This window comes from Staphylococcus equorum, assembly GCF_001747895.1.
Lineage (GTDB): Bacteria > Bacillota > Bacilli > Staphylococcales > Staphylococcaceae > Staphylococcus > Staphylococcus equorum_A.
This window is the reverse complement of the sequence record NZ_LNNB01000029.1, coordinates 73,479-92,530: the sequence shown is the minus strand read 5'-3', so window position 1 is coordinate 92,530 and position 19,052 is coordinate 73,479. Positions and strand designations below refer to the sequence as shown.

Annotated in this window: 30 protein-coding genes; 11 read left to right on the top strand and 19 right to left on the bottom strand. The window is 29.1% G+C overall.

Translation table 11 applies throughout. The features are described from left to right. The first annotated feature begins 28 nt into the window (after positions 1 to 28). The 4 genes from AST02_RS14570 (at position 29) to vraX (AST02_RS14410) (ending at position 2,380) form a co-directional block, all read left to right on the top strand. Entirely contained in the window at positions 29 to 163 is a 135-nt protein-coding gene (locus tag AST02_RS14570; protein WP_256092404.1) for a hypothetical protein, read from the top strand. 545 nt (positions 164 to 708) lie between these two features. Further along, positions 709 to 1,671, top strand: a complete 963-nt coding sequence (locus AST02_RS11850) for an arsenic resistance protein (RefSeq protein ID WP_069817951.1) — start codon at positions 709 to 711, stop codon at positions 1,669 to 1,671. 161 nt (positions 1,672 to 1,832) lie between these two features. Then, positions 1,833 to 1,967 carry a hypothetical protein gene (locus AST02_RS14565; protein ID WP_256092403.1) on the top strand — a complete coding sequence of 45 codons (135 nt, stop codon included), beginning with the start codon at positions 1,833 to 1,835 and terminating at the stop codon, positions 1,965 to 1,967. Positions 1,968 to 2,203: 236 nt separating this feature from the next. Beyond that, positions 2,204 to 2,380: a C1q-binding complement inhibitor VraX gene (vraX, locus tag AST02_RS14410; protein ID WP_176721528.1), complete on the top strand. Its 177-nt coding sequence runs from the start codon at positions 2,204 to 2,206 to the stop codon at positions 2,378 to 2,380. Between the two features lie 94 nt (positions 2,381 to 2,474). Here vraX (AST02_RS14410) and AST02_RS11845 read toward each other — a convergent pair whose 3' ends face one another. Further along, positions 2,475 to 2,705 carry a hypothetical protein gene (locus AST02_RS11845; RefSeq protein WP_021339902.1) on the bottom strand — a complete coding sequence of 77 codons (231 nt, stop codon included), beginning with the start codon at positions 2,703 to 2,705 and terminating at the stop codon, positions 2,475 to 2,477. Positions 2,706 to 3,371: 666 nt separating this feature from the next. On the opposite strand from AST02_RS11845, the gene vraX (AST02_RS14405) reads away from it, so the two are divergent. Continuing rightward, a complete protein-coding gene (vraX, locus tag AST02_RS14405) occupies positions 3,372 to 3,539 on the top strand; it encodes a C1q-binding complement inhibitor VraX (protein WP_002508212.1) in 168 nt (55 codons plus the stop codon). 280 nt (positions 3,540 to 3,819) lie between these two features. Here the strand turns inward: vraX (AST02_RS14405) and AST02_RS11840 are convergent, their stop codons facing one another. Together AST02_RS11840 and AST02_RS11835 are read right to left on the bottom strand one after the other, a co-directional pair. Further along, positions 3,820 to 4,257, bottom strand: a complete 438-nt coding sequence (locus AST02_RS11840) for a GNAT family N-acetyltransferase (RefSeq protein WP_069817950.1) — start codon at positions 4,255 to 4,257, stop codon at positions 3,820 to 3,822. An 89-nt stretch (positions 4,258 to 4,346) separates the two neighbouring features. Continuing rightward, positions 4,347 to 4,733 carry a VOC family protein gene (locus AST02_RS11835; RefSeq protein WP_069817949.1) on the bottom strand — a complete coding sequence of 129 codons (387 nt, stop codon included), beginning with the start codon at positions 4,731 to 4,733 and terminating at the stop codon, positions 4,347 to 4,349. A 194-nt stretch (positions 4,734 to 4,927) separates the two neighbouring features. Here AST02_RS11835 and AST02_RS11830 point away from each other — a divergent pair, with 194 nt between their 5' ends. Beyond that, on the top strand, positions 4,928 to 5,128 hold the full coding sequence (locus AST02_RS11830) for a helix-turn-helix domain-containing protein (protein ID WP_069817948.1): 201 nt from the start codon (positions 4,928 to 4,930) through the stop codon (positions 5,126 to 5,128). 97 nt (positions 5,129 to 5,225) lie between these two features. Here the strand turns inward: AST02_RS11830 and AST02_RS11825 are convergent, their stop codons facing one another. From AST02_RS11825 to AST02_RS11805, 5 genes are all read right to left on the bottom strand, one after another. Beyond that, on the bottom strand, positions 5,226 to 5,408 hold the full coding sequence (locus tag AST02_RS11825; RefSeq protein WP_069817947.1) for a hypothetical protein: 183 nt from the start codon (positions 5,406 to 5,408) through the stop codon (positions 5,226 to 5,228). A 129-nt stretch (positions 5,409 to 5,537) separates the two neighbouring features. Continuing rightward, positions 5,538 to 6,347: an alpha/beta hydrolase gene (locus AST02_RS11820; RefSeq protein WP_069817946.1), complete on the bottom strand. Its 810-nt coding sequence runs from the start codon at positions 6,345 to 6,347 to the stop codon at positions 5,538 to 5,540. A 267-nt stretch (positions 6,348 to 6,614) separates the two neighbouring features. Continuing rightward, the gene (locus AST02_RS11815) at positions 6,615 to 7,109 is read right to left on the bottom strand and encodes a TspO/MBR family protein (RefSeq protein ID WP_069817945.1); all 495 of its coding nucleotides are present in this window, start codon (positions 7,107 to 7,109) and stop codon (positions 6,615 to 6,617) included. An 11-nt stretch (positions 7,110 to 7,120) separates the two neighbouring features. Beyond that, positions 7,121 to 7,498 (bottom strand): DUF1722 domain-containing protein, encoded by a 378-nt coding sequence (locus tag AST02_RS11810; protein ID WP_069817944.1) that lies wholly within the window; start codon positions 7,496 to 7,498, stop codon positions 7,121 to 7,123. Next, positions 7,476 to 7,982: a pyrimidine dimer DNA glycosylase/endonuclease V gene (locus AST02_RS11805; protein WP_069817943.1), complete on the bottom strand. Its 507-nt coding sequence runs from the start codon at positions 7,980 to 7,982 to the stop codon at positions 7,476 to 7,478. The genes AST02_RS11810 and AST02_RS11805 overlap by 23 nt, the downstream gene beginning before the upstream one ends. A gap of 279 nt (positions 7,983 to 8,261) precedes the next feature. Between AST02_RS11805 and AST02_RS11800 the strand changes: the two genes are divergently transcribed. Then, entirely contained in the window at positions 8,262 to 8,534 is a 273-nt protein-coding gene (locus AST02_RS11800; protein ID WP_057512797.1) for a hypothetical protein, read from the top strand. A 289-nt stretch (positions 8,535 to 8,823) separates the two neighbouring features. On the opposite strand, the gene AST02_RS11795 is transcribed toward AST02_RS11800, so the two are convergent. After that, positions 8,824 to 9,582: a GolD/DthD family dehydrogenase gene (locus tag AST02_RS11795; RefSeq protein ID WP_069817942.1), complete on the bottom strand. Its 759-nt coding sequence runs from the start codon at positions 9,580 to 9,582 to the stop codon at positions 8,824 to 8,826. A gap of 186 nt (positions 9,583 to 9,768) precedes the next feature. Continuing rightward, positions 9,769 to 9,969, bottom strand: a complete 201-nt coding sequence (locus AST02_RS11790) for a cold-shock protein (RefSeq protein ID WP_002508223.1) — start codon at positions 9,967 to 9,969, stop codon at positions 9,769 to 9,771. 377 nt (positions 9,970 to 10,346) lie between these two features. On the opposite strand from AST02_RS11790, the gene AST02_RS14400 reads away from it, so the two are divergent. From AST02_RS14400 to AST02_RS14625, 3 genes are all read left to right on the top strand, one after another. After that, positions 10,347 to 10,511, top strand: coding sequence for a hypothetical protein (locus AST02_RS14400; RefSeq protein ID WP_176723025.1), 165 nt, complete (start codon positions 10,347 to 10,349; stop codon positions 10,509 to 10,511). After that, a complete protein-coding gene (locus tag AST02_RS11785; RefSeq protein WP_069817941.1) occupies positions 10,512 to 10,739 on the top strand; it encodes a hypothetical protein in 228 nt (75 codons plus the stop codon). A gap of 146 nt (positions 10,740 to 10,885) precedes the next feature. Then, a complete protein-coding gene (locus tag AST02_RS14625; protein WP_069817940.1) occupies positions 10,886 to 11,359 on the top strand; it encodes a DUF1648 domain-containing protein in 474 nt (157 codons plus the stop codon). Positions 11,360 to 11,428: 69 nt separating this feature from the next. Here AST02_RS14625 and AST02_RS11775 read toward each other — a convergent pair whose 3' ends face one another. The 6 genes from AST02_RS11775 to AST02_RS11745 form a co-directional block, all read right to left on the bottom strand. Next, entirely contained in the window at positions 11,429 to 11,833 is a 405-nt protein-coding gene (locus AST02_RS11775) for a hypothetical protein (protein WP_069817939.1), read from the bottom strand. Positions 11,834 to 11,964: 131 nt separating this feature from the next. Continuing rightward, a complete protein-coding gene (locus AST02_RS11770; protein WP_069817938.1) occupies positions 11,965 to 12,849 on the bottom strand; it encodes a PhzF family phenazine biosynthesis protein in 885 nt (294 codons plus the stop codon). Between the two features lie 192 nt (positions 12,850 to 13,041). Further along, positions 13,042 to 13,233 carry a hypothetical protein gene (locus AST02_RS11765; RefSeq protein WP_031266130.1) on the bottom strand — a complete coding sequence of 64 codons (192 nt, stop codon included), beginning with the start codon at positions 13,231 to 13,233 and terminating at the stop codon, positions 13,042 to 13,044. Positions 13,234 to 13,797: 564 nt separating this feature from the next. Further along, complete coding sequence (locus AST02_RS11755; RefSeq protein WP_069817936.1) at positions 13,798 to 14,013, bottom strand: hypothetical protein; 216 nt, start codon at positions 14,011 to 14,013, stop codon at positions 13,798 to 13,800. Between the two features lie 170 nt (positions 14,014 to 14,183). Further along, positions 14,184 to 14,648 (bottom strand): CHAP domain-containing protein, encoded by a 465-nt coding sequence (locus tag AST02_RS11750; RefSeq protein WP_226957459.1) that lies wholly within the window; start codon positions 14,646 to 14,648, stop codon positions 14,184 to 14,186. Positions 14,649 to 15,117: 469 nt separating this feature from the next. After that, positions 15,118 to 15,636 (bottom strand): DNA topology modulation protein, encoded by a 519-nt coding sequence (locus AST02_RS11745; protein ID WP_069817934.1) that lies wholly within the window; start codon positions 15,634 to 15,636, stop codon positions 15,118 to 15,120. A gap of 516 nt (positions 15,637 to 16,152) precedes the next feature. On the opposite strand from AST02_RS11745, the gene AST02_RS11740 reads away from it, so the two are divergent. Then, on the top strand, positions 16,153 to 16,464 hold the full coding sequence (locus AST02_RS11740; protein WP_069817933.1) for a hypothetical protein: 312 nt from the start codon (positions 16,153 to 16,155) through the stop codon (positions 16,462 to 16,464). A 165-nt stretch (positions 16,465 to 16,629) separates the two neighbouring features. Here the strand turns inward: AST02_RS11740 and AST02_RS11735 are convergent, their stop codons facing one another. From AST02_RS11735 to AST02_RS11725, 3 genes are all read right to left on the bottom strand, one after another. Then, the gene (locus tag AST02_RS11735) at positions 16,630 to 17,355 is read right to left on the bottom strand and encodes a CPBP family intramembrane glutamic endopeptidase (protein WP_069817932.1); all 726 of its coding nucleotides are present in this window, start codon (positions 17,353 to 17,355) and stop codon (positions 16,630 to 16,632) included. A gap of 40 nt (positions 17,356 to 17,395) precedes the next feature. Continuing rightward, complete coding sequence (locus AST02_RS11730; RefSeq protein WP_069817931.1) at positions 17,396 to 18,421, bottom strand: DUF418 domain-containing protein; 1,026 nt, start codon at positions 18,419 to 18,421, stop codon at positions 17,396 to 17,398. Between the two features lie 304 nt (positions 18,422 to 18,725). After that, positions 18,726 to 18,947 carry a hypothetical protein gene (locus AST02_RS11725; RefSeq protein WP_021339885.1) on the bottom strand — a complete coding sequence of 74 codons (222 nt, stop codon included), beginning with the start codon at positions 18,945 to 18,947 and terminating at the stop codon, positions 18,726 to 18,728. Positions 18,948 to 19,052 lie beyond the last annotated feature (105 nt).

Genomic DNA, 19,052 nt, shown 5'->3' with positions numbered 1-19,052 from the left:
TTTTAATAAAGACGGGTGAGTGATAATTATGAAATTATTCAAAAATTTACTTTTACTAGTAACTGGTGCACTTATAGTACGAGCGTTATTATTAAGTGTAGACAACTCAACTGACGAAAAGGTCGAAAATAAAGTTAGCATACAAGATAAACAAAAATCTTAATATGTAAATTAACTGTACTCATAATCGCTATTGATTTAGCTTAGCGATTATGAGCTTTTTCATGTTAAAACTTAAACTTTTTACTTTAAAATCATAATAGTATTTTGGGAGTGGGACAGAAACCTATTTCTTTAACAAGATTTCGTCGTATGAACACAGCCTGGCAAAGCTGACTTTAAAATGAAATACAAGAGCTGAAGCGCTTTTTCAATTCAGTTAGCCACTACCAATTTAATAATTGAGGATTAAAAATTAAAAAAACAACAAAACCCATAAGGCTTTGCTGACCATTTAAAAAGCCCCTAATTAAAGGGGCTTTTGACTATAACGGGAGTTATGAATCTTCACATGTCAAAGGACACGTAGAAAACCCATCTCCGTTAAATTCTATCATGCCCTAAGACATGCCTTGGTTATTATATCAAAATAAAAGTTGCCAATACAATCAAAAACTTATTATATCGTCAAATGCGTATATTAAATTTCATAGCGCAGCACATTAAGTTATAATTAATGTGTATTTATTTTCTAAAAGCGAGGTCATTATGCAACACTTTAAAAGTAAAATTGAACACTATCAAATTTATATATATTTTGTAGCACTTATACTGGGTGTGTTAGCTGGTTTAACATCACAAATATTTTCTGTTTTTCTAGAGTCTGTGATCTCAATTTTTATTGGCATTTTAATGTTTAGCATGTTTTCACAAATTCCTTTTTTCAATATTCGTCAAAACCTTTTTAACATGAAATATATAATTGCCTTAATTTTATCTAATTTTATAATCATACCTATCTTTGTTTATGCCTTGATACAACTATTTGATGTTAGTTCTGCTCCAATATTAATTGGGCTGTATCTTGTACTGTTAACACCGTGTATTGATTACGTTATCGTCTTCACTGCATTAGGTAAAGGAAATGCGCAGTATATGCTTATTTCTACACCTATATTATTTGTATTACAAATTATTCTACTACCAGTTTATTTCACTATTTTTTTACATAATGAAATATTATCAATCATTGATATAGGACCATTTATTAATGCTTTTTTCACATTCATCATTATCCCATTAATACTGGCATTATTATTACAATTGCTCAGTAAAAAATCTAGCTCTATAAATCGCGTCTTAAATCTTACTGCATGGTTACCGGAACTCTTCATGTCACTTGTGCTTTTTTCAGTCGTAGGCTCACAAATAAACAAGATCACAAATGATTTAAATATCGTATTAAGTGTTGTACCTATTTATATCTGTTTTATGATTATTGCACCTATAATAGGCTTGTTTTGTGGAAAGTTATTCCGTTTAGATATTCCAAATTTAAGAACATTAGCTTTCAGTTCTAGTACAAGAAACGCATTGGTGGTGTTACCCCTCGCCCTTTCCTTACCAGATCATTGGGTAACCATCACTACAACGGTCATTATTACTCAAACATTAACCGAACTCATTGGTGAACTTGTTTACATTAAAGTTCTTCCAAAGCTTATAAAATAAACAGCTAAAATTGAAAATTGGTGTCTCAAATCCCCTCGTTTATATATTGAACAATTCATTTTTTTGGTATAATTAATAATAATATTCGCAAATTAATCATATATTTTCGTTTGTTCGGATTGCTGTATGGTAAACTATCTAACAAAGAGGAGCTTGATTTTATGAAAAAAATTGCATTAGTCTTATTAGGTGTTGTTTCATTTGCACTATTAGTAAAATCTATATTAAGTACATCTACTGATTACGGAACAGATGAATATATTGTTGAAGAAGATAGAACAAACGATCAATTTTAATCATTTTTTAACACTGCAATTCTATCAAATCATTTTAGAAATAGATAAAGCTAGGCTGAGTTCATATACACATTGCTCAGTCTTTTTTTATATCGTTTAATTAGTCTTTTAAAATCCAATTATTTCCTATTTAATCGAAAATGCTTTAATATAACCATTAGGTAACATTTTACACTTGAAAGTTTTTGATTTCCTCTTTCTTGCACTTTCGTATTTCTATTTGATGAGGTGATAAGATGCAAATTCTAAGAAAAGTATATGAAAATAAGGCACCTATTTATCATATAAAGACAAATTTAGGTCTATTAATTAAAGTCAAAACTGATGACACATCGAATAAAACGGAAATAACTCACTTATTAACTGCCGTTGCTAAAGATATGGATGAGAAATTAAAAAATAATATTGAATAATGGGTAAGCTATACACCACTCGTATTTATTCAAATAAAATACAGTCCAATAAATTGAATTTAATTCAACTTATTGGACTGTATCTTTATATACATTAATTCATAACAACTATAATAAAACCTACAAATAATATAAGCATAGATAATCTAGGTTTCTGCTTTCCTACTAATCCACTAAGTAAGACTAATGATAGCCCTACAATGAGTAATTGACCATTAAAAGTTGTAATACCCATGGCATCACCAACCATCATAATCACACCATAAACAATTATCAATGCTATAAATATGCTACAAACCAATGATAGTATATTAAGTAACTTCATCTTTTACATCCTTTTAATTTAAATGATACTATTAATATAACTTATCGCCATTATAAAAGAAATGGGAGTGGGACAGAAATCTAATTTTTCTAATAAAATTTCGTCGTCCCACCCCGGCATAGCTACTGTAAAATGGAATACAAGCGCTTCAGCGCTTGTATAAGAACTACTTGTCTTCATAAATGAAGTAGTAGTTCTTTAAAAGCTTGATATAAGCGCATTTTCAATTCAGTCAGCCACTGCCAATATAAAAAACTGAGGCTAAGACATGTGATATGTCCCAGCCTCGAAATCTCGAATCGAAAATATATTCCACACTAAAGTTTGGAGGACTTCTTGTGCTTAGTTATATTTACCCGCTTTTATATAATAAAAACCTAAATAACTAAATTTTGTAAATCGTTCTCAAATTATTTATTTAAACTTATAATTGATTTATCAATAAAGAATATAGCGATATATGTAAATATTAATAAATTTAAATAAAATTAATCATACTGTTGGAAATGAATCCAACAAAAAGTTATCCTATAGTTAAAGCATTAATAACTAGCAATTTATTTTATAAAAATAATTGCAAGTTATGATAACAACTCAATTCTTTATTTTTAACCATTATGTGTTACTAATTACATAGAATTGTTTCAGATAAAAAAGGGTGATGAAATGGAAGTACTACGTAAAGTTTATAAAGATGACGAGCCTATCTACCATGTCAAAACAGATAAAGGTTCTGTTATTAGAATTAAAGGTTCTGATGATTTAACGGACTCTGAAACTGAAGAATTGTTAATGTTAGTTTCTCAAGATATTGATAAAATGAAAAAACAATAAATCAGGAGCTTAACAATACACATTTAATTTAGTGTGTATCGACTATAGACGTTCTCATAAACATTAAGGGGCTATCGCATTTGTTTGAAAAGAACGATTTTCTAAATGATTTTATTGTAATGACGATGAGTTCACAAAGAACTAAATTACATCTGGGTAAAATCCTAGTTAAATTAAAAAAGTAGTTTCCATTTTGGAAGCTACTTTTTTAAAATCTATCTAATCAGGTTTGTCTTAATTTTAAACGGTTCCAATGCACTTCGTTTATTAAACCTACTTATTATCTTGCTATCATTTCGAATGTAATATGAGGAATATTGTCTTCTAAATAAATATCAGAAACGCCTTTAAAACCAAATGATTCATAAAATGATTTTAAATAGGCTTGTCCGGAAATGCTGATTAATGATCCACTATATTTTTCATTTATAATATCTATTGTTTTCTGCACAATATTACGTCCATAGCCTCGCATTCTATAGTTTTGTGCCACTAGCACCCTTCCGAAGCTAATATGCGACTGGCGATCTACAATACGTGTGTATGCAGCAATGTGGTTTTCATCCTTCAACATGATATGCAACGCTTCTTCATCATCTTTATCTATTTCTTGGTATGCACATTTTTGCTCTACTACGAATACTTTTATTCTTTCTTCTAAAATATGTAATAGTTCAATATTTGATAAATCTTTTGTCCGTTTAACTACTAATTCCATAAAACACCTCCTACAATTCTTAGAAAATAAACTGAATTCATATTAACGATAATAGTTCAGTAGTTGGTTACAGTCTATTTCTACGTATATTATTGTTCTATAATCTGAATTAAATTACCACAAGTATCATTTATAATCGCAAGTTTGGTGCCATCAACTTCCTTAGGCTCAGTATGAAATTCGACACCTAAATTAACTAACCGCTCATGTGATGCTTCCATATTTTCAACCCCAAACATAGTTATGGGTATACTAGCACTATATAAACCTTCTTGATAATTTTTAGCGATCTCACTCACATTAGGTTCTAACACTATTTCAACTGGATTATTAGAGTTATTTTCTTTTACGGTCAACCATTTAAATTCTCCGCCCATTTCAATATCATGTTTCAGTTTAAACCCTAATTTTTCTGTGTAAAATTGTTTTGCTTTATCTTGATTATCAACAAAAATACTCATAGCAATAATTTTCATATGAATCCACCTTATCTCTCTTTTTCGAATTTTATATTATTAATACATTTTAATGCTTCTCTTATTTAGCAAGCTAATTTGCATAATACCAGTATATGATAACGCCTTTATAAGTTCACTAATTTGAAAATAAGTAGTGTGTATACTACAATTATATACGGATTTTATTACAACTCGTTTGGGAGTGATTAATTGTGAAAGTACTAAATGAATTACGCGAAAAATATAATTTAAGTATCTCCAAATTAGTTATCAATTTAAATAATAACTATGACAAAGATTTTAGAATTTGTCAGATTTGGGATTGGGAAAATGGATACCGTAGTGTTTCAGAAAACGAGGTTGCTATTCTCGCAGATTATTTTAATGTTTCTAAACAAACATTTAATGCATAATAATACTACGATATTAAACTAAGTACGCATTAAGGGACTGAAATTCATATAGTTGACTTAGTTATAATAAAGTGGAAAACGATAATCGTTTTCCACTTTATTTTTTAAATACAATCGTAATAAAATAATCTACGCCTTCCATACTATTCGTAACAGATGGTGTAACGCTCACAAGCTCCCAGTGTTGCTTATCATTAACTTCTTGCAGGAATTCGTTTACACGTTCATCGAAAGCTTCAAAACCTTCTTCATATTGCATGTGTAATGTTTTTATCATCATAAATAAATTCCCTCCATAATCATGACTTCTACCATCTATTGTAAAATGTTCAATAGTTCAAAACAAACATTTCATAATAGTTAATAAAGCATGAAACAATAATATCGATGTATACTTAAAATTCTAAAACTATTTTAGCTCATAATTTAGCCAATCTACAATTTCATTAAATATACTTTTGTTATAAGAAGACTCGTTAAATATTTCGTGTTGTAACCCGTCATAAATATGAATAGATTTATGCTCAGAGCCTATTTCATCATATAATTGAATTGAGTCCTTATAGCTAACTAAACCGTCTTCTTTACCATGTAAGATTAATATATTATCCTTGAATTGCTTTGCGTTATTTTTTAAATACTCAATACCATCAAGTATTGTATAAACGAGTCCCATGGATATTTTTTCAGCAATTAAATCATCTAATTTATACTTTTCAACAACTGTTTGGTCAGAACATAATCCATCACCTAATGCATTTTCTATATATTCATGTGGAGACATGCTTCTATCTGGCTCACCAAATAATTTAATATTATAACGTGTTAATGCTCCCGAAGTGATTATGCCATCTACTGCATTTGGATATTGTGTGCCAAATAATGTCACTGTATATCCTCCCATACTATGGCCAACCAAATATAATTTGCCCTCAAAATTTGATTTCACGTAATTAATAACTGTTGATAGATCCTCCACTATTTCATTCATATTATTATAATACGTTTGAGGACCTTCCGAGCGTCCATGCCCACGTTGATCATATCGGATGACATTGAATCTATTTGAATTTAAATGCATTGTTAATTCATCATAGCGATCTAAATGTTCTCCTAAGCCATGTACTACGATAATATTTGCTTGTGCGTTTTCAACATCATTAATCTTTGTATAAATTCGGGTACTATCTTGAGAATTTAAATATTTTATATAATTCATAAAATCCACCTTTTCATTTAAATTATTTCGCCTCAACAATTTTATTCTAACGGCTCTCTAAATCAAAATGACTATTTGGTTATTCACTTCCGTATGAGCATTAATATATTATATCTATACCCCTAATTTTCTAATATATTTTATATTAATAAAGATAAATATATTTAAATCTCAACCTCGGTATTTCATCTTTCATAGTATATAAAAGTATATGAATAAAAAATGCCAACAAAGTCAGAAACTTTGTTGACACTTTGAATTAAAATCTTATTTACAGAGACCATTTGAATACTCTGGGTTATCTTTATTTAGCAACCAATTGCCAGTATTTAAATAGCTAGCATAACTAGACCACAGAACATAAGGGAACAGCAAGATACCTGAAATAGGTTTGTTTTTAAAAAATACAACAACGTTAGTCGTTACTGCTATTAATAAAATGAAACTCTCAATCAAGGCGATGCCCCTTACTTTCTTTTTAAAATACAATAATGACCACAGAAAATTCAAACTAAGCTGAGTATAATGTGTAACAGTTGCTGCTTTGGTATTTGTTCCATTACCTTTAACCAAATTATAAGCTACGCCCATGCATAAATACAATATTGGCCAAACAATAGGAAACGCATATCGTGGTGGAGAATACGGTGGTTTTTCAAATTTACCATAATCTTTTGGCGCTTCTTTTGCAGTAATTTTACCTATAATATTGCCGCCCACAAAAGGTAATAATGTTCTCGTTAATATTTTTATCATTTCCATTATTATTCCTCCTATTTCAATTTTTTTATAATTGAAGATTGCTTTATATAATCAACGTTGTAAAAATCAGCTATACTTTTGAGAAATTCTAAAAGATAAGTTTCATCTATATTATGTTGTTGAAATTGATATTTTAAACCTTTCTGGAATTCATTTTCTGATGAACTACGTATTTTTTTAAAATACCCCCACATATGATCATAAGCATTGATGATAGAACCTTCAGTTGGCTTTAGTGTTAACGCATATGAAATCAAAGATGCTATATCTCCATATGTCGGATTTTCTTTCATTATTTCTCTAATATTATTGTAACTATTTTGATCGTGCCACAACACTTCATATTTATATTGACGCCATAACTGTTCAATTTGATAACGTTGTGCCATGTTCATCTGTCCCTTTTTTAATACCACATCTTGGCGGTATTTTATCTTCTTTCCATTTATTGAATAATAATATTTGATATAACTCAAATGCATCTTCACCGTATACTTTACGATCACCAAAAACATAAAATGGAGGTAGCATTTTATGTGAAAAATATTTTTGATATTCTTCTTTATAAACAATTTCACTCAAACGCTCTATATCATTATTAAAATCAACAGAACGTTTTCCTCCACGGTGAATATGCTCTTCGTTCATACTTTCTAAAAGCTTAAAAGTATCTATAATGTATGGTTCTCCATTGTTATAAACATGAGCAACGATGGGATGTTTAATATAATTGCTGTTTACATCAACAAGGTTTAACTTTGCTAAACATACTCTAATAATTTGATATAATTCTAATACTTGCTTTGATAGCCTTCTATTATCTAAAAAACGTGCACTTTTCTTATGGTCTGAGCTTATTCTGAAAATTTGCATATGCATCTTCCCTTACTTTTACAGATTATGAATCCTCTAACAAAGTCATTTTTTAAATCCCTACATACAGTATTCACTTTTAAATATTTATATGCAAACGAGAGCTATTTTCCCCAATTTAAATTACCTCTAAAATGAATTAAGCTTGAGTAAATAAAATGCTAAATTAAATACTTTGTATATTTTTCTTAAATAATCGCTCTAAATTCATCTAATATCAACCTTTGTCCAACTTTTAATTTACAGTTAATGATATGCTTATACAGGAGGCTGATATTAATGTCAAAATATATATTGTCGTATAATTTGAATTCTATTTCGTATGGTTATGAAAAATTACCTGCTAAATTAAATGCCTTAGGTAATGCTTTGTATATTTATAGAGGGTTATGGCTTTTAAAAAGTGATCTAGATAGAAATGAAATATACGAAAGTATTAAAAATTCCTTTAATTCAAACGATGATTTTTTAATATTTAAATTCGAAGAAAGTCCATTAGGTATGTTGAGCGAACAAAAATACGATGAAATCTTGCAAATACTTAATGACTAAACACATCCCAAATTACTGATGTGTTTTTTATTTACATAAATTTCATGTAATAATTCTTGCTAGTAAATCATATTAATCCGATTTTAAAGTGCATGCTTGCCTGGGATATGGCTCGAGCCTGTACTCTCTCGCTCATATTATTTCCCTAGGCGTCAGCACTTTATAAAATCGCTACTATCCCAGTTATATACACAAAATAAGTAAATCCTATAAATATTAATTTATAGGATTTACTTATTATTATTCATTAATTATAAAATATCTTCATCTAAATATTTATTAACATAACTTATTTAATCGTATTACCACCATCTAATACAATGGTTTCTCCGGTCATAAAATTCGTCGCGTCACTTGCTAAAAATAGAGCGATTGCTGCTACTTCCTCAGGTTCACCAAATCTTCCTAAAGGGATACCAGCTAAAGCGTCTTCTCTTGCCTTGCCTACCCATGCTTTATCAGACAATTCTGTTGCAACAATTGTTGGCGCAATAGCGTTAACGTTAATATTAAATTTTGCCCACTCAAATGCCAAGCTCTTAGTTAAATTAACAATTCCAGCTTTTGTTACTCCATAAGCAGTATGTTTATCTAATGCTATTAAAGCATTTTGGCTTGCCATATTAATAATTTTTCCACCTTCACCTTGTTCAATAAATACATTTCCAACTTTTTGAGCCATTTTAAATGAGGCAGTTAAATTTAAATCAATTTGTTTTTGCCAAATCTCGCTAGACATTGTTTCCGCTTTATCTAAAAGCGCAACACCTGCAGAATTTACCAATATATCAATACGGCCAAAAGTCTGCTTTGTTAAATCAATCGCATTATCTATATCTTGTTCATTTGTTATATCACATTGAATGCCTAGAATGTGATCACCTTTCAATTCATTTACACTATCTTTTATATCTAATACTGCAACTTTGGCCCCTTTTTCTATGTAAAAATCGGAGATTGCTTTACCTATACCACTGTTACCCCCAGTAATAATAGCTACTTTATCTGTAATATTAAAATCTTTATCAAAGCCTTTATAATTTTGCATAATATCCGCTCCTTTTACTATATATTAAGTATACTAGTTAAATTAAGCGCTTACAAAATAATCCTCTTATACTTTTCTAAATATTTATTATAATTTATTGTTATTAATTCTTTTAACTTTTAATTTTCAACGCAAAAAAACACCCACCCCGTAGGGTGAGTGTTAAAGATAATTTAATATTTTAAATTATGCTTTGTTAACGTTAGCAGCTTGTTTACCACGGTCGCCATCAACGATGTCGAATTCAACTGTTTCGCCTTCTTCTAATGATTTGTAACCTTCAGAATTGATAGCTGAGAAATGTACGAATACGTCGTCGTTATTTTCTACTTCGATGAAACCGAAACCTTTATCTGCATTGAACCATTTTACTGTACCTTTATTCATATGAAAACCTCCGTGTGCTTTAGCACATATATTTGTAACTTGTTATTAAAAAATCCAAAGGAGTAAAATTCAATGAATAAGACTACTTTTAAAATTTCCGAATTAAAAATTACTTGAGTACAAATATACTATGGATATAACACTTTGTCAACCTCTTCTATAAAAGTTTGTATTTCTACATTTTAATTAAACTATCAGGTTTTTGTAAATATAAAATTAAATTAGCTTTTATTACCTTTTTTACAACAAAATAACTTTATATGTAGTACAATTAGATATAATTAGTCATACATCGTTCAAAACAATTAAAAGTCGCAAAAAATTACGAACTCATTCATTGTATAATAAATATAAATTCAATTTCCGAGGAGAAATTTATGCAAATCATTAATTATAATATCAATCTTGACCACGTCACTTATACTGTTGAAACTAAAAATGGGCATGTATTCACTCACAGTTTACCGAAAGATACCACTTCAAATAATATATATCGCTATTTAGAAATTTTATCAAGTAACGTAGATGGAGCTAACTCATAGATGGGCATATTAATCATTATTACTTTCATAATTAGTTTAATTCTATTGATCATTAGTTTGTTTTCATTTTATGAATTTAATAATGAGCGCAAAGTCATTAGCGAAAAAAACTTAGACAATAATCATGAATTAGGTATTCAGAAGCAATCTAGAAAATTAGTATTTTTTGGTGCTATCTTATTTATTTTATCAGCTGTGTTTTTTGCACTTTCTATAATTTTATTATAAAATACAAATTAATAATAAACAGTCCAAGCGTTTATTTCAGAACATAAACACACCATTTGTTATAAAAGCATTTGGTTCTTTTTTATGAGCAATTTCTTTATAATGCGACGTTAATAGCGAATATTCCAATTTTGAAAGGACACATCATGATCAATAAAACCTTGAATTTCACTGGTTTAATTTTCATTATTTTACTTTTTTTATATACTTCTATTAATTACAATAGTTTGCCAGAGAAAGTACCTGTGCACTTTGATTTATATAGTAACCCAGATGCGTGGGGATACAAAAAAGAAATATTCATTCTTCCAATAATAATTTTAGCTTTATGGGTTTTCATGTATCTCTTATTTAAGTATTACGTAAAATTCGAAAATTTTAGATCCAGTTTTGAGAATAAAACAATATCCAAAGACGCTATAAATTTCAATAGAAGATTCATTACTATACTAAATTTCGAGTTATCCACGCTTCTATCTTTCATGGGTATTAAAGACGTATATAACGCTACTGGCGGAAATATTGATATAGGTATATTTCAATTTGTCATCATTTTAGTAGTCATTTTTTCTACAATTATTTTGTACCTCTACAAGTGCTATAAACACAAATATTTCTAAAGTTTACTACTTATAGTAGAACACCACTTAAAAGAGTCATTCTTCGCCCTTTAAGTGGTGTTTATATTACTATATAAAATCTTTCTGAAATGCTATCAGGCATTGTTTTACAAAAATACAGTCTTTATCTTTAAAATAGATGGCTGCTTCATATTGGATAGGCAAATTATTTTTTAAAGTTTTAACGTTTTCTTTCATTAAATTTGCCTTGCCCCCATTAATCCTAATATCATCATTCAAACAATCTGGCGCTGTGAGGACACTTCGACCTATATCCCACGCACTAAGTAAATTATAGAATGACTCTGTATCTAAACTTTCCAGAAAATTTAGCCCTTCACTTTTCGTTTCAGGGTTTTTAATAAACAGTGCAATTATTTTATCTACGCCGTTTCTTCGTTTATCACCTTTACTTGTTGCGGAAGCATTCGAGAGTATTACTTTATAGGTATTTATGACATTATTTAAATCCATAGTTATCAACCTCTCTACATATCTCATTTAAATTAACTTTACTATATCCATATAGCAAATACAAAAGTATCCATTCACTATTTTTATAAAGTATAAATTTCTGCGCATACTTTTAAAAAAACGCTTAATCCCTAAAATGATATATCAATTTCTCCTACATAAACAGCATTGCCAGTTATTTCGATTTCGTTATTTTCTGCAACATTTACTATCACTTGGCCATCTTTATTCATTTCTTGTCCTTGCTCTATAATAAGTTTCATGGAAGTATGAGACTCTTTTTTTATATACTTGGCAAAATACGCACCCATGACACCTGAAGCAGTGCCAGTCACCGGATCTTCTATTGTTCCTGAAAAAGTTGAAGAAAAATGACGGCCATGCATATCCGCTTCTTCATGATAACTTTCAAGGCAAAATGGATGTATAGATGCGTTTGGTATTTCATTTAAAATTGAAGAAAACACCTTGTTATTTGGTCCCATTTTATTAAAAATATCAAGTGACTTTATAGGTATTAAAAGTGTCCATGCCCCAGTGCTACCGTACATTATGGGTAGCTCATCATCAAAATCTACTTCTTCAATGCCTATTGCTTTTGCTAAATCATATCGGGATCCTTCAAATTTTTTAAATTGTGGTAATGCTTGTTTCATTGTTATAAGTATTTCATTTTGCTCATTCGTTGTAATACGTATCGATAAGACCCCTACATTTGTTTCAATAGTTAGTTCTGTTTTATTTTCTAACCATCCGTTTGTCTTTAACGCATAAATTGTTGCCATTGTTGCGTGTCCACAAAGCTCCATCTCTTGTTTTGGTGAAAAATAGCGTATTCTAAAGTCTGCTTTATCAGATGCTATTGGAAAAGCTGTTTCATTAAAGCCTACTTTAAAAGCAACGTCCTGCATCTCCGTTTCTGTTAAGGTGTCTCCATTTATAACAACACCAGCAGGATTACCTTTATTGGGCTTTTTACTAAAAGCATCATAGTGATACACTTTTATCGATTTCATCTATAATCCTCCACTTTTTCTATAACTTAATAGTTTTTATAAGCGTATCATGCATCCATAAAAACTGAAAATCAGAAAATGAAAAAACACTAGGCATTTATAGCTACCTAGCGTTTAACTTTATATCTATATTAATATTGCTTAAAGCAATGTATTTTAAATCATTTTCAGATATTAATAACATTAACCACATTAAAAGAATGGAATTGTTTTACTCGCTTTCATAATATCTTTTGTAAAAAAGAATTGCCTACCTTCTCCAGTATATGCAGGGTTCAGTATCATGTTGGCTTTAGCGCTATATAGCCATTCAGGATTAATACCAGAATTTAGTATTTCTTGGAATTCTTGAAAATCTTTTTTCCAATTTAAATTTGGCTCCATATTTATCACCTCAAAGATATAATAGAACACTTGTTCTTGTTTGTAAACAAAAAAGAAGCCACTGTTACAACAGTTAACTTCTCCCTTATCACACTTAAATCCCAAGAACATAAATAGAGTATCAAGTTCAAACGTAGATACATGAAACCAAGTAAAATTTGTTTAATTCACTGGATTACGCTCTATTTATGTTCTTATCAATCTATTTAGTCTCCCTATTATGTCTTTTTTCATACAAGAAAGAAATGAAACTTCCAAAAAAACCTAATAGTGACATGATCACACTACCAAGCAGTTGATCTTTCCCTGTGCCTATAAACATTAATAAGAAGATTAAAATCCCAATCAAGATGCTCATCCCAAGAGCCTTAACATATACCAACATTTAGAATACCTCACTAAATCCCCAAAATACCATACCAAACCATTCTATTATTTATATTTAGTATCGTAAACCGCCTTTTTACACTTTTTAGATATAAAAATCAGGCTAACGCAACGCTGCGCCCGCCTTAAATTATAATCTGTTAACTTTTTATTAATTAAATAAGCATGAGTAATTGATTAAGTGCTATATGCATCATCAATCTTTATAGAAGTAATCTTGTCTACATTTACATAGCTATCACAATCTTTTAGATAAAAGTAATTATGCTTATGAATGCCTTTTTCAAATCTTTTAAGTGCTAATGCCTTATCAATTTTCCATATATTCTCTACATACTCACGGTAAACATTGCCATCGCTACATTCTATTATGAATACATATACTTCACTCATGTGTGGTCACCCTAATTAATATTTTATGATTCTCATACGTTAACTCTATTATCCACCTAATCAGTTATGGTTGCAACACAATGTGCAGCTATTTATATATCAAGACCCTCTTTTCCACAATTCTGATTTATCATTCCAATAGTAAACAAACGTATAAGTCATGAAGTAATTTATTGAGCATAATGAGGTCTTATAAACCACATTTCAGTTTCATAATCATGTACTACTCTGTGAGCTACTTCTGTTTTTTCAGCGCCACCGCCATCCCAATTTTGATCTAATGATTCAAATTTATCACTAGTGCCATTATAATTACCTTCCGTTACGATTGCTGTGTGGCCTGCACCACTACCAAATTCATCATTGAATACAACGATATCTCCAGCTTGTGCTTGGAAGCCATCATAATTTTTATAAACCGTTGCTTCGCCCTCAAAGTTATTTTTAGTTGGAATTTCTTTTGCATAGTCACCTTCTAATCCATGACCATACAAATAATCCCATTGCTCATTCACTAAATCAAAACATTGCCAGCCATATTCATCATCATAATCCCATCCCTTACCTTCTAACGTGTTCATATGACTTATAGCTTCCTCTTGAGTTGCAGTCGTCGCAGCAGAAGCAGTGTTCAAATGTGTAAATCCTAATATGCTTAAAACACCTATAATAAAAAATGTAAAAATTTGTATGTAACGTTTAATTATAAATCGTCCCTTCTAAGTCTTATTTTACTGAATAAACTATGCAAGCAATATTGTCATTAACTTGTAAGCTAAAGTGTAAAATAATTCAATCTTAGAATAATATATCATATGGTTTTTAATTGCCGATTACACTAATATTAATTCCATTTTAATTTTTTTGGTTAATCTGTAATATTCAAATTAATTTCATTATGAAGTTATCTCGATAGTCAAAAAAAGACCCCTTAATTAAGGCGTCTCAGAGTGTCCGACTTTGTCAGCGTTTTTTGTGTATGCTTTTAGTAATTACAAAACTGCCTGTAGTCTGCGTCTAATACTTCATCAACTCGTTAGGCATCAGACCAAACCACTACAATTTCTGTAATAATTTAAAAACAATCCATAGCAATTTTTAGATTTAAATGTCGTTCTTTTCCACATTCATTCTAAATTGTTCAATTTCTTTAATGCTGGTTAAAACAAACACTTTTTTATCGTTTTTATTTTCCTTAATTTTTTGTAATAAATATGGTTTTCTGTGCTTAGGAAAATTCCAAATATATTTTAAAAATGTGAGATTGATTCTTTCTTTGCAATCTTTGCCCATATCAATTCTAGTCTTACCAATATTTTTAAACAATCTCTTAAAAACTCTATAAAAACAAATTTTTCTTGGCAAATCTAAAAGTATCACAGTATTTGCAGCATTTAATCTTTCATCTAAGATACCAGTATAACTTCCATCAATAATCCATTTCTTTTTTTGCAATAATGTTTTTTGAATTACTTTTTGTTCATTAGAACTTGTCATAACCCAATTAGGTTTCCAAAATAATACGTCTAAATGATAAACAGGTATATCTAAAGCACGACCTAGTTGTCTTGATAACGTTGATTTTCCAGAACCCGAAGACCCGATAACCATTATTTTCTCCATATATTTACCACCTATCTATTTAAATGAGTTTCATTCACTATACAATAATTTAATTGCTTTCATTCTTACGCGTTACTCATATTCATTACGGTATTAGTCATGTGGTTTATTGATTAAATCATATGTAAAACGCTCAACTATTTAAATCTAACATTACCACTGATACATAAGAAAAGAATATTAAAATAGATCCATTTAATAAACATACTACACGTTCAGTCGGAATAACGAACATCTATATTTAGATTCATATATTTAAAAATGTACCTATTGACCAAGAAAAAATAGAAACTTATAGAAAAGTAACTAAAGTGCATAGATAGACTGGTATACTTAATGTTGATAGCACTATCAAGTGACAAATAATATTCTAATAATCAATTAGTCCCAGATACTGAGTTACTTAATAACAATTCAGTTCCTTATAAAATAAGCGAATTATTCATCAGGTATTTAATTTACCCTATTATTGTTAGAATTATGTAGAACGTTGTTTCTTAAAAGAGGAGAATATTTATGAATTTAAACGAATTTCAAGCACATATAGAAGATAAATTACCAGCGTTAGATAGCTTTTACGACAGAGCTATCAACTTTCAACTAGAAAAGGATAAAAGACGTCCGCCGAAAAAACGTTGGTCAGAGGCAAAAATAGAAAGAGCAGCAAATGCGATGTATAAAGATTTGATGAAAGGTATTTATGAAAAAATTAAATCTTTAGTTGAAGAAAGAGAAAAAAAACCGAATGATGTATGGATTGATTATTTAGAAAAATATGAGCTGTACGAACAAATAAACGAATCATTATACGAAATAGAATTTGATTAAAGAATCACAGCTCAACTTACTAGGGAGTAGGACAGAAATCTATTTTTTAACAAGATTTCGTCGTATGAACCAAGCCCCGGCTAAGCTGACTGTAAAATAATTGAGGCTGAGACATGTATTTTGTCTCAGCCTTTTTGCATAATGTTCATTCCCTATTAACTTTATTCAACTTCTTTTATTAAATTTAATGACTGTATATATAAATATTGGAATTAAAATAATAAATTCTAATGTTCCTATAACGAAAATGAACACTTCAATATTAGCACTGACTATTTCATTACTTAAGATTAGAAAATCCCATAAACAGTGATATATAATAAGTGGTATAAAGCTCTTTAAATTTATTGAGAGACAAGCATACACTATTCCACCTAAAAATACCCCAATCATTTGGTTTATTACTTCACTTATTGATGCTCCGCCAAAAATATTAACTGCGTGAAATAAGGAAAATAATATCGCACTAACTAAAATAGCTGTTACTATTCCGCCTTTTTGTAAAAATGTTTGCAACACTATACCTCTAAATACTACTTCTTCACTAACACCAACTAAAAGTGTTGTTACTAATATTAAAGAAACAATCGGTATTTTGCCGGTAAAATCTCCAGTTATAAAAAATGCAACCAATGTAATGATGATCAAAATAATAAAAGGTAAAAACCAAAAAGAAAGCCGCATGTTAAATAATTTTTGTGTTGAGAAAAGCTTTTGATACATAAATATGGAAAGCATACTCATAATAATTTCAAAGTAAATCAATACTTTAACCATTTCAGAATTCTCATAATTATACCCAAAAATATAATGCATTGTTGACATAGCTAATGCCATAATTAACGTAATGATCAATACAAAAAGTAAAGCTTTCTTTCTTTTGTTTTTCATTTTATTCATCTCTCTCATTAGTGTGATTTTCAACTCCAGCCTATTTTTTTATCACGCTAAACCATTTCCAATAAGTTCCCATTCTCCATATATATTCCAATGGTCCATATTTAAAGTATTTCAGCCAAATACTTGTGAATAACAATTGTAAAATATAGATCACAATACAAATACACAAAGTATCCATATAATCTACTTGATCACTATCCACACATAATATAACCAACCAAATTAATAAAGTTTGCCCTACATAATTTGTAAGCGCCATTCTTCCATATAATTGTAATGGGCTTAAGATTTTACCAAAGATTCGTACTTTTATAATTAATAATAATAGCGAGACATAAAATAATGCTATAAATGGACTAGTAATAATTATTAAATGTTCATACATTTCTTTATTTTGAATATATTTATTAATCAATTCATTGTTCGAAGTATCTTCTAAAAATTTATATGTAGGAAATACATATGAATTGTTTAGCAAAATCCAACTTAATGCAGATATCACTCCAGAAATACTTGCTGTTATAATTAACACTTTAGTCTTAATGTTCTCAAAAATATTAAATTGACCTGCTGCAAGTCCTAATATGAAATATGGTATCGGTAATATTGTTTTACTACCTATATATATACAAATAACTAGCAATATTAAGCCAATGATTAAATTGATATATTTTTTGAAATAAAAACAAGGTATTAAGATTAAACCAATGATTGAATATAATAATAACGCTTCACCTGGTTGAAGCAATTGATGTAATAAACCAAAACACGCTAAGATTACTAATCTTCTTATAAATACGATATTACTATTTAATTGTTTTGCTTGAGCATTGCGAATAAATATATAAAATCCGACACCAAATAAAAATGAAAATATTGTAAAAAATTTACTTTCAACAAAAAAATCAATGAACTTTAAGTAACTAGCCTGATCATAGTTACTGGGTACTGGCAAAGCAAATATTGAAATTATATTAGTAAGAATTATTCCTAGTAAGGCAAAGCCTCTCATATAATCTAATTCTGAAATTCTATTGTATTTTACGCTATCGTTCATATTATCCTCCTAAATTAAATAATTATTTTTAAAGTTGACCTTCATGAAGCCAAAGATAATTTTAACAAAGGCGCGTATTAATACAACTTACATTATTGTCACACTTTATTTCACTAAATTTAAAAACACCTCACTTATGTAGCAACTAGTTTATTTTACTGACGCCATCGTACATTTAAAAACATATATTCGAAAATATTAAATCAACACAAACTAAAAAAGGCTAAGCCACATTGGCTAAGCCTTTTAATATATCGTGCGCGGGTATTCATTAAATCATTTTCATACTTGTGTTAGATAACTATTAAAAAGTGACATTACCTTCAAATTTAAGTACAGTTTCTATTTTAACAACATGATTTAAATTAATTACTTTGTTTTTTGGTTTTGTCACAAACAATAAATTTTCGGATGATTTATCAACATCAATTTCCTTAGCTCGTTCTAATTTACCTGTTACCAATAATAAATCTATACTCACAACATTTTCTTCTTTCAATAAATCAGTCACTATATTTATATTCATTTTATAAATCTCCTTTTCAACATTATCTTCATTATACATCAAAATGTAATTTTTTACTTGATAATCAAACTTTATTATTAATTATACAATTTAATTGTTATATAA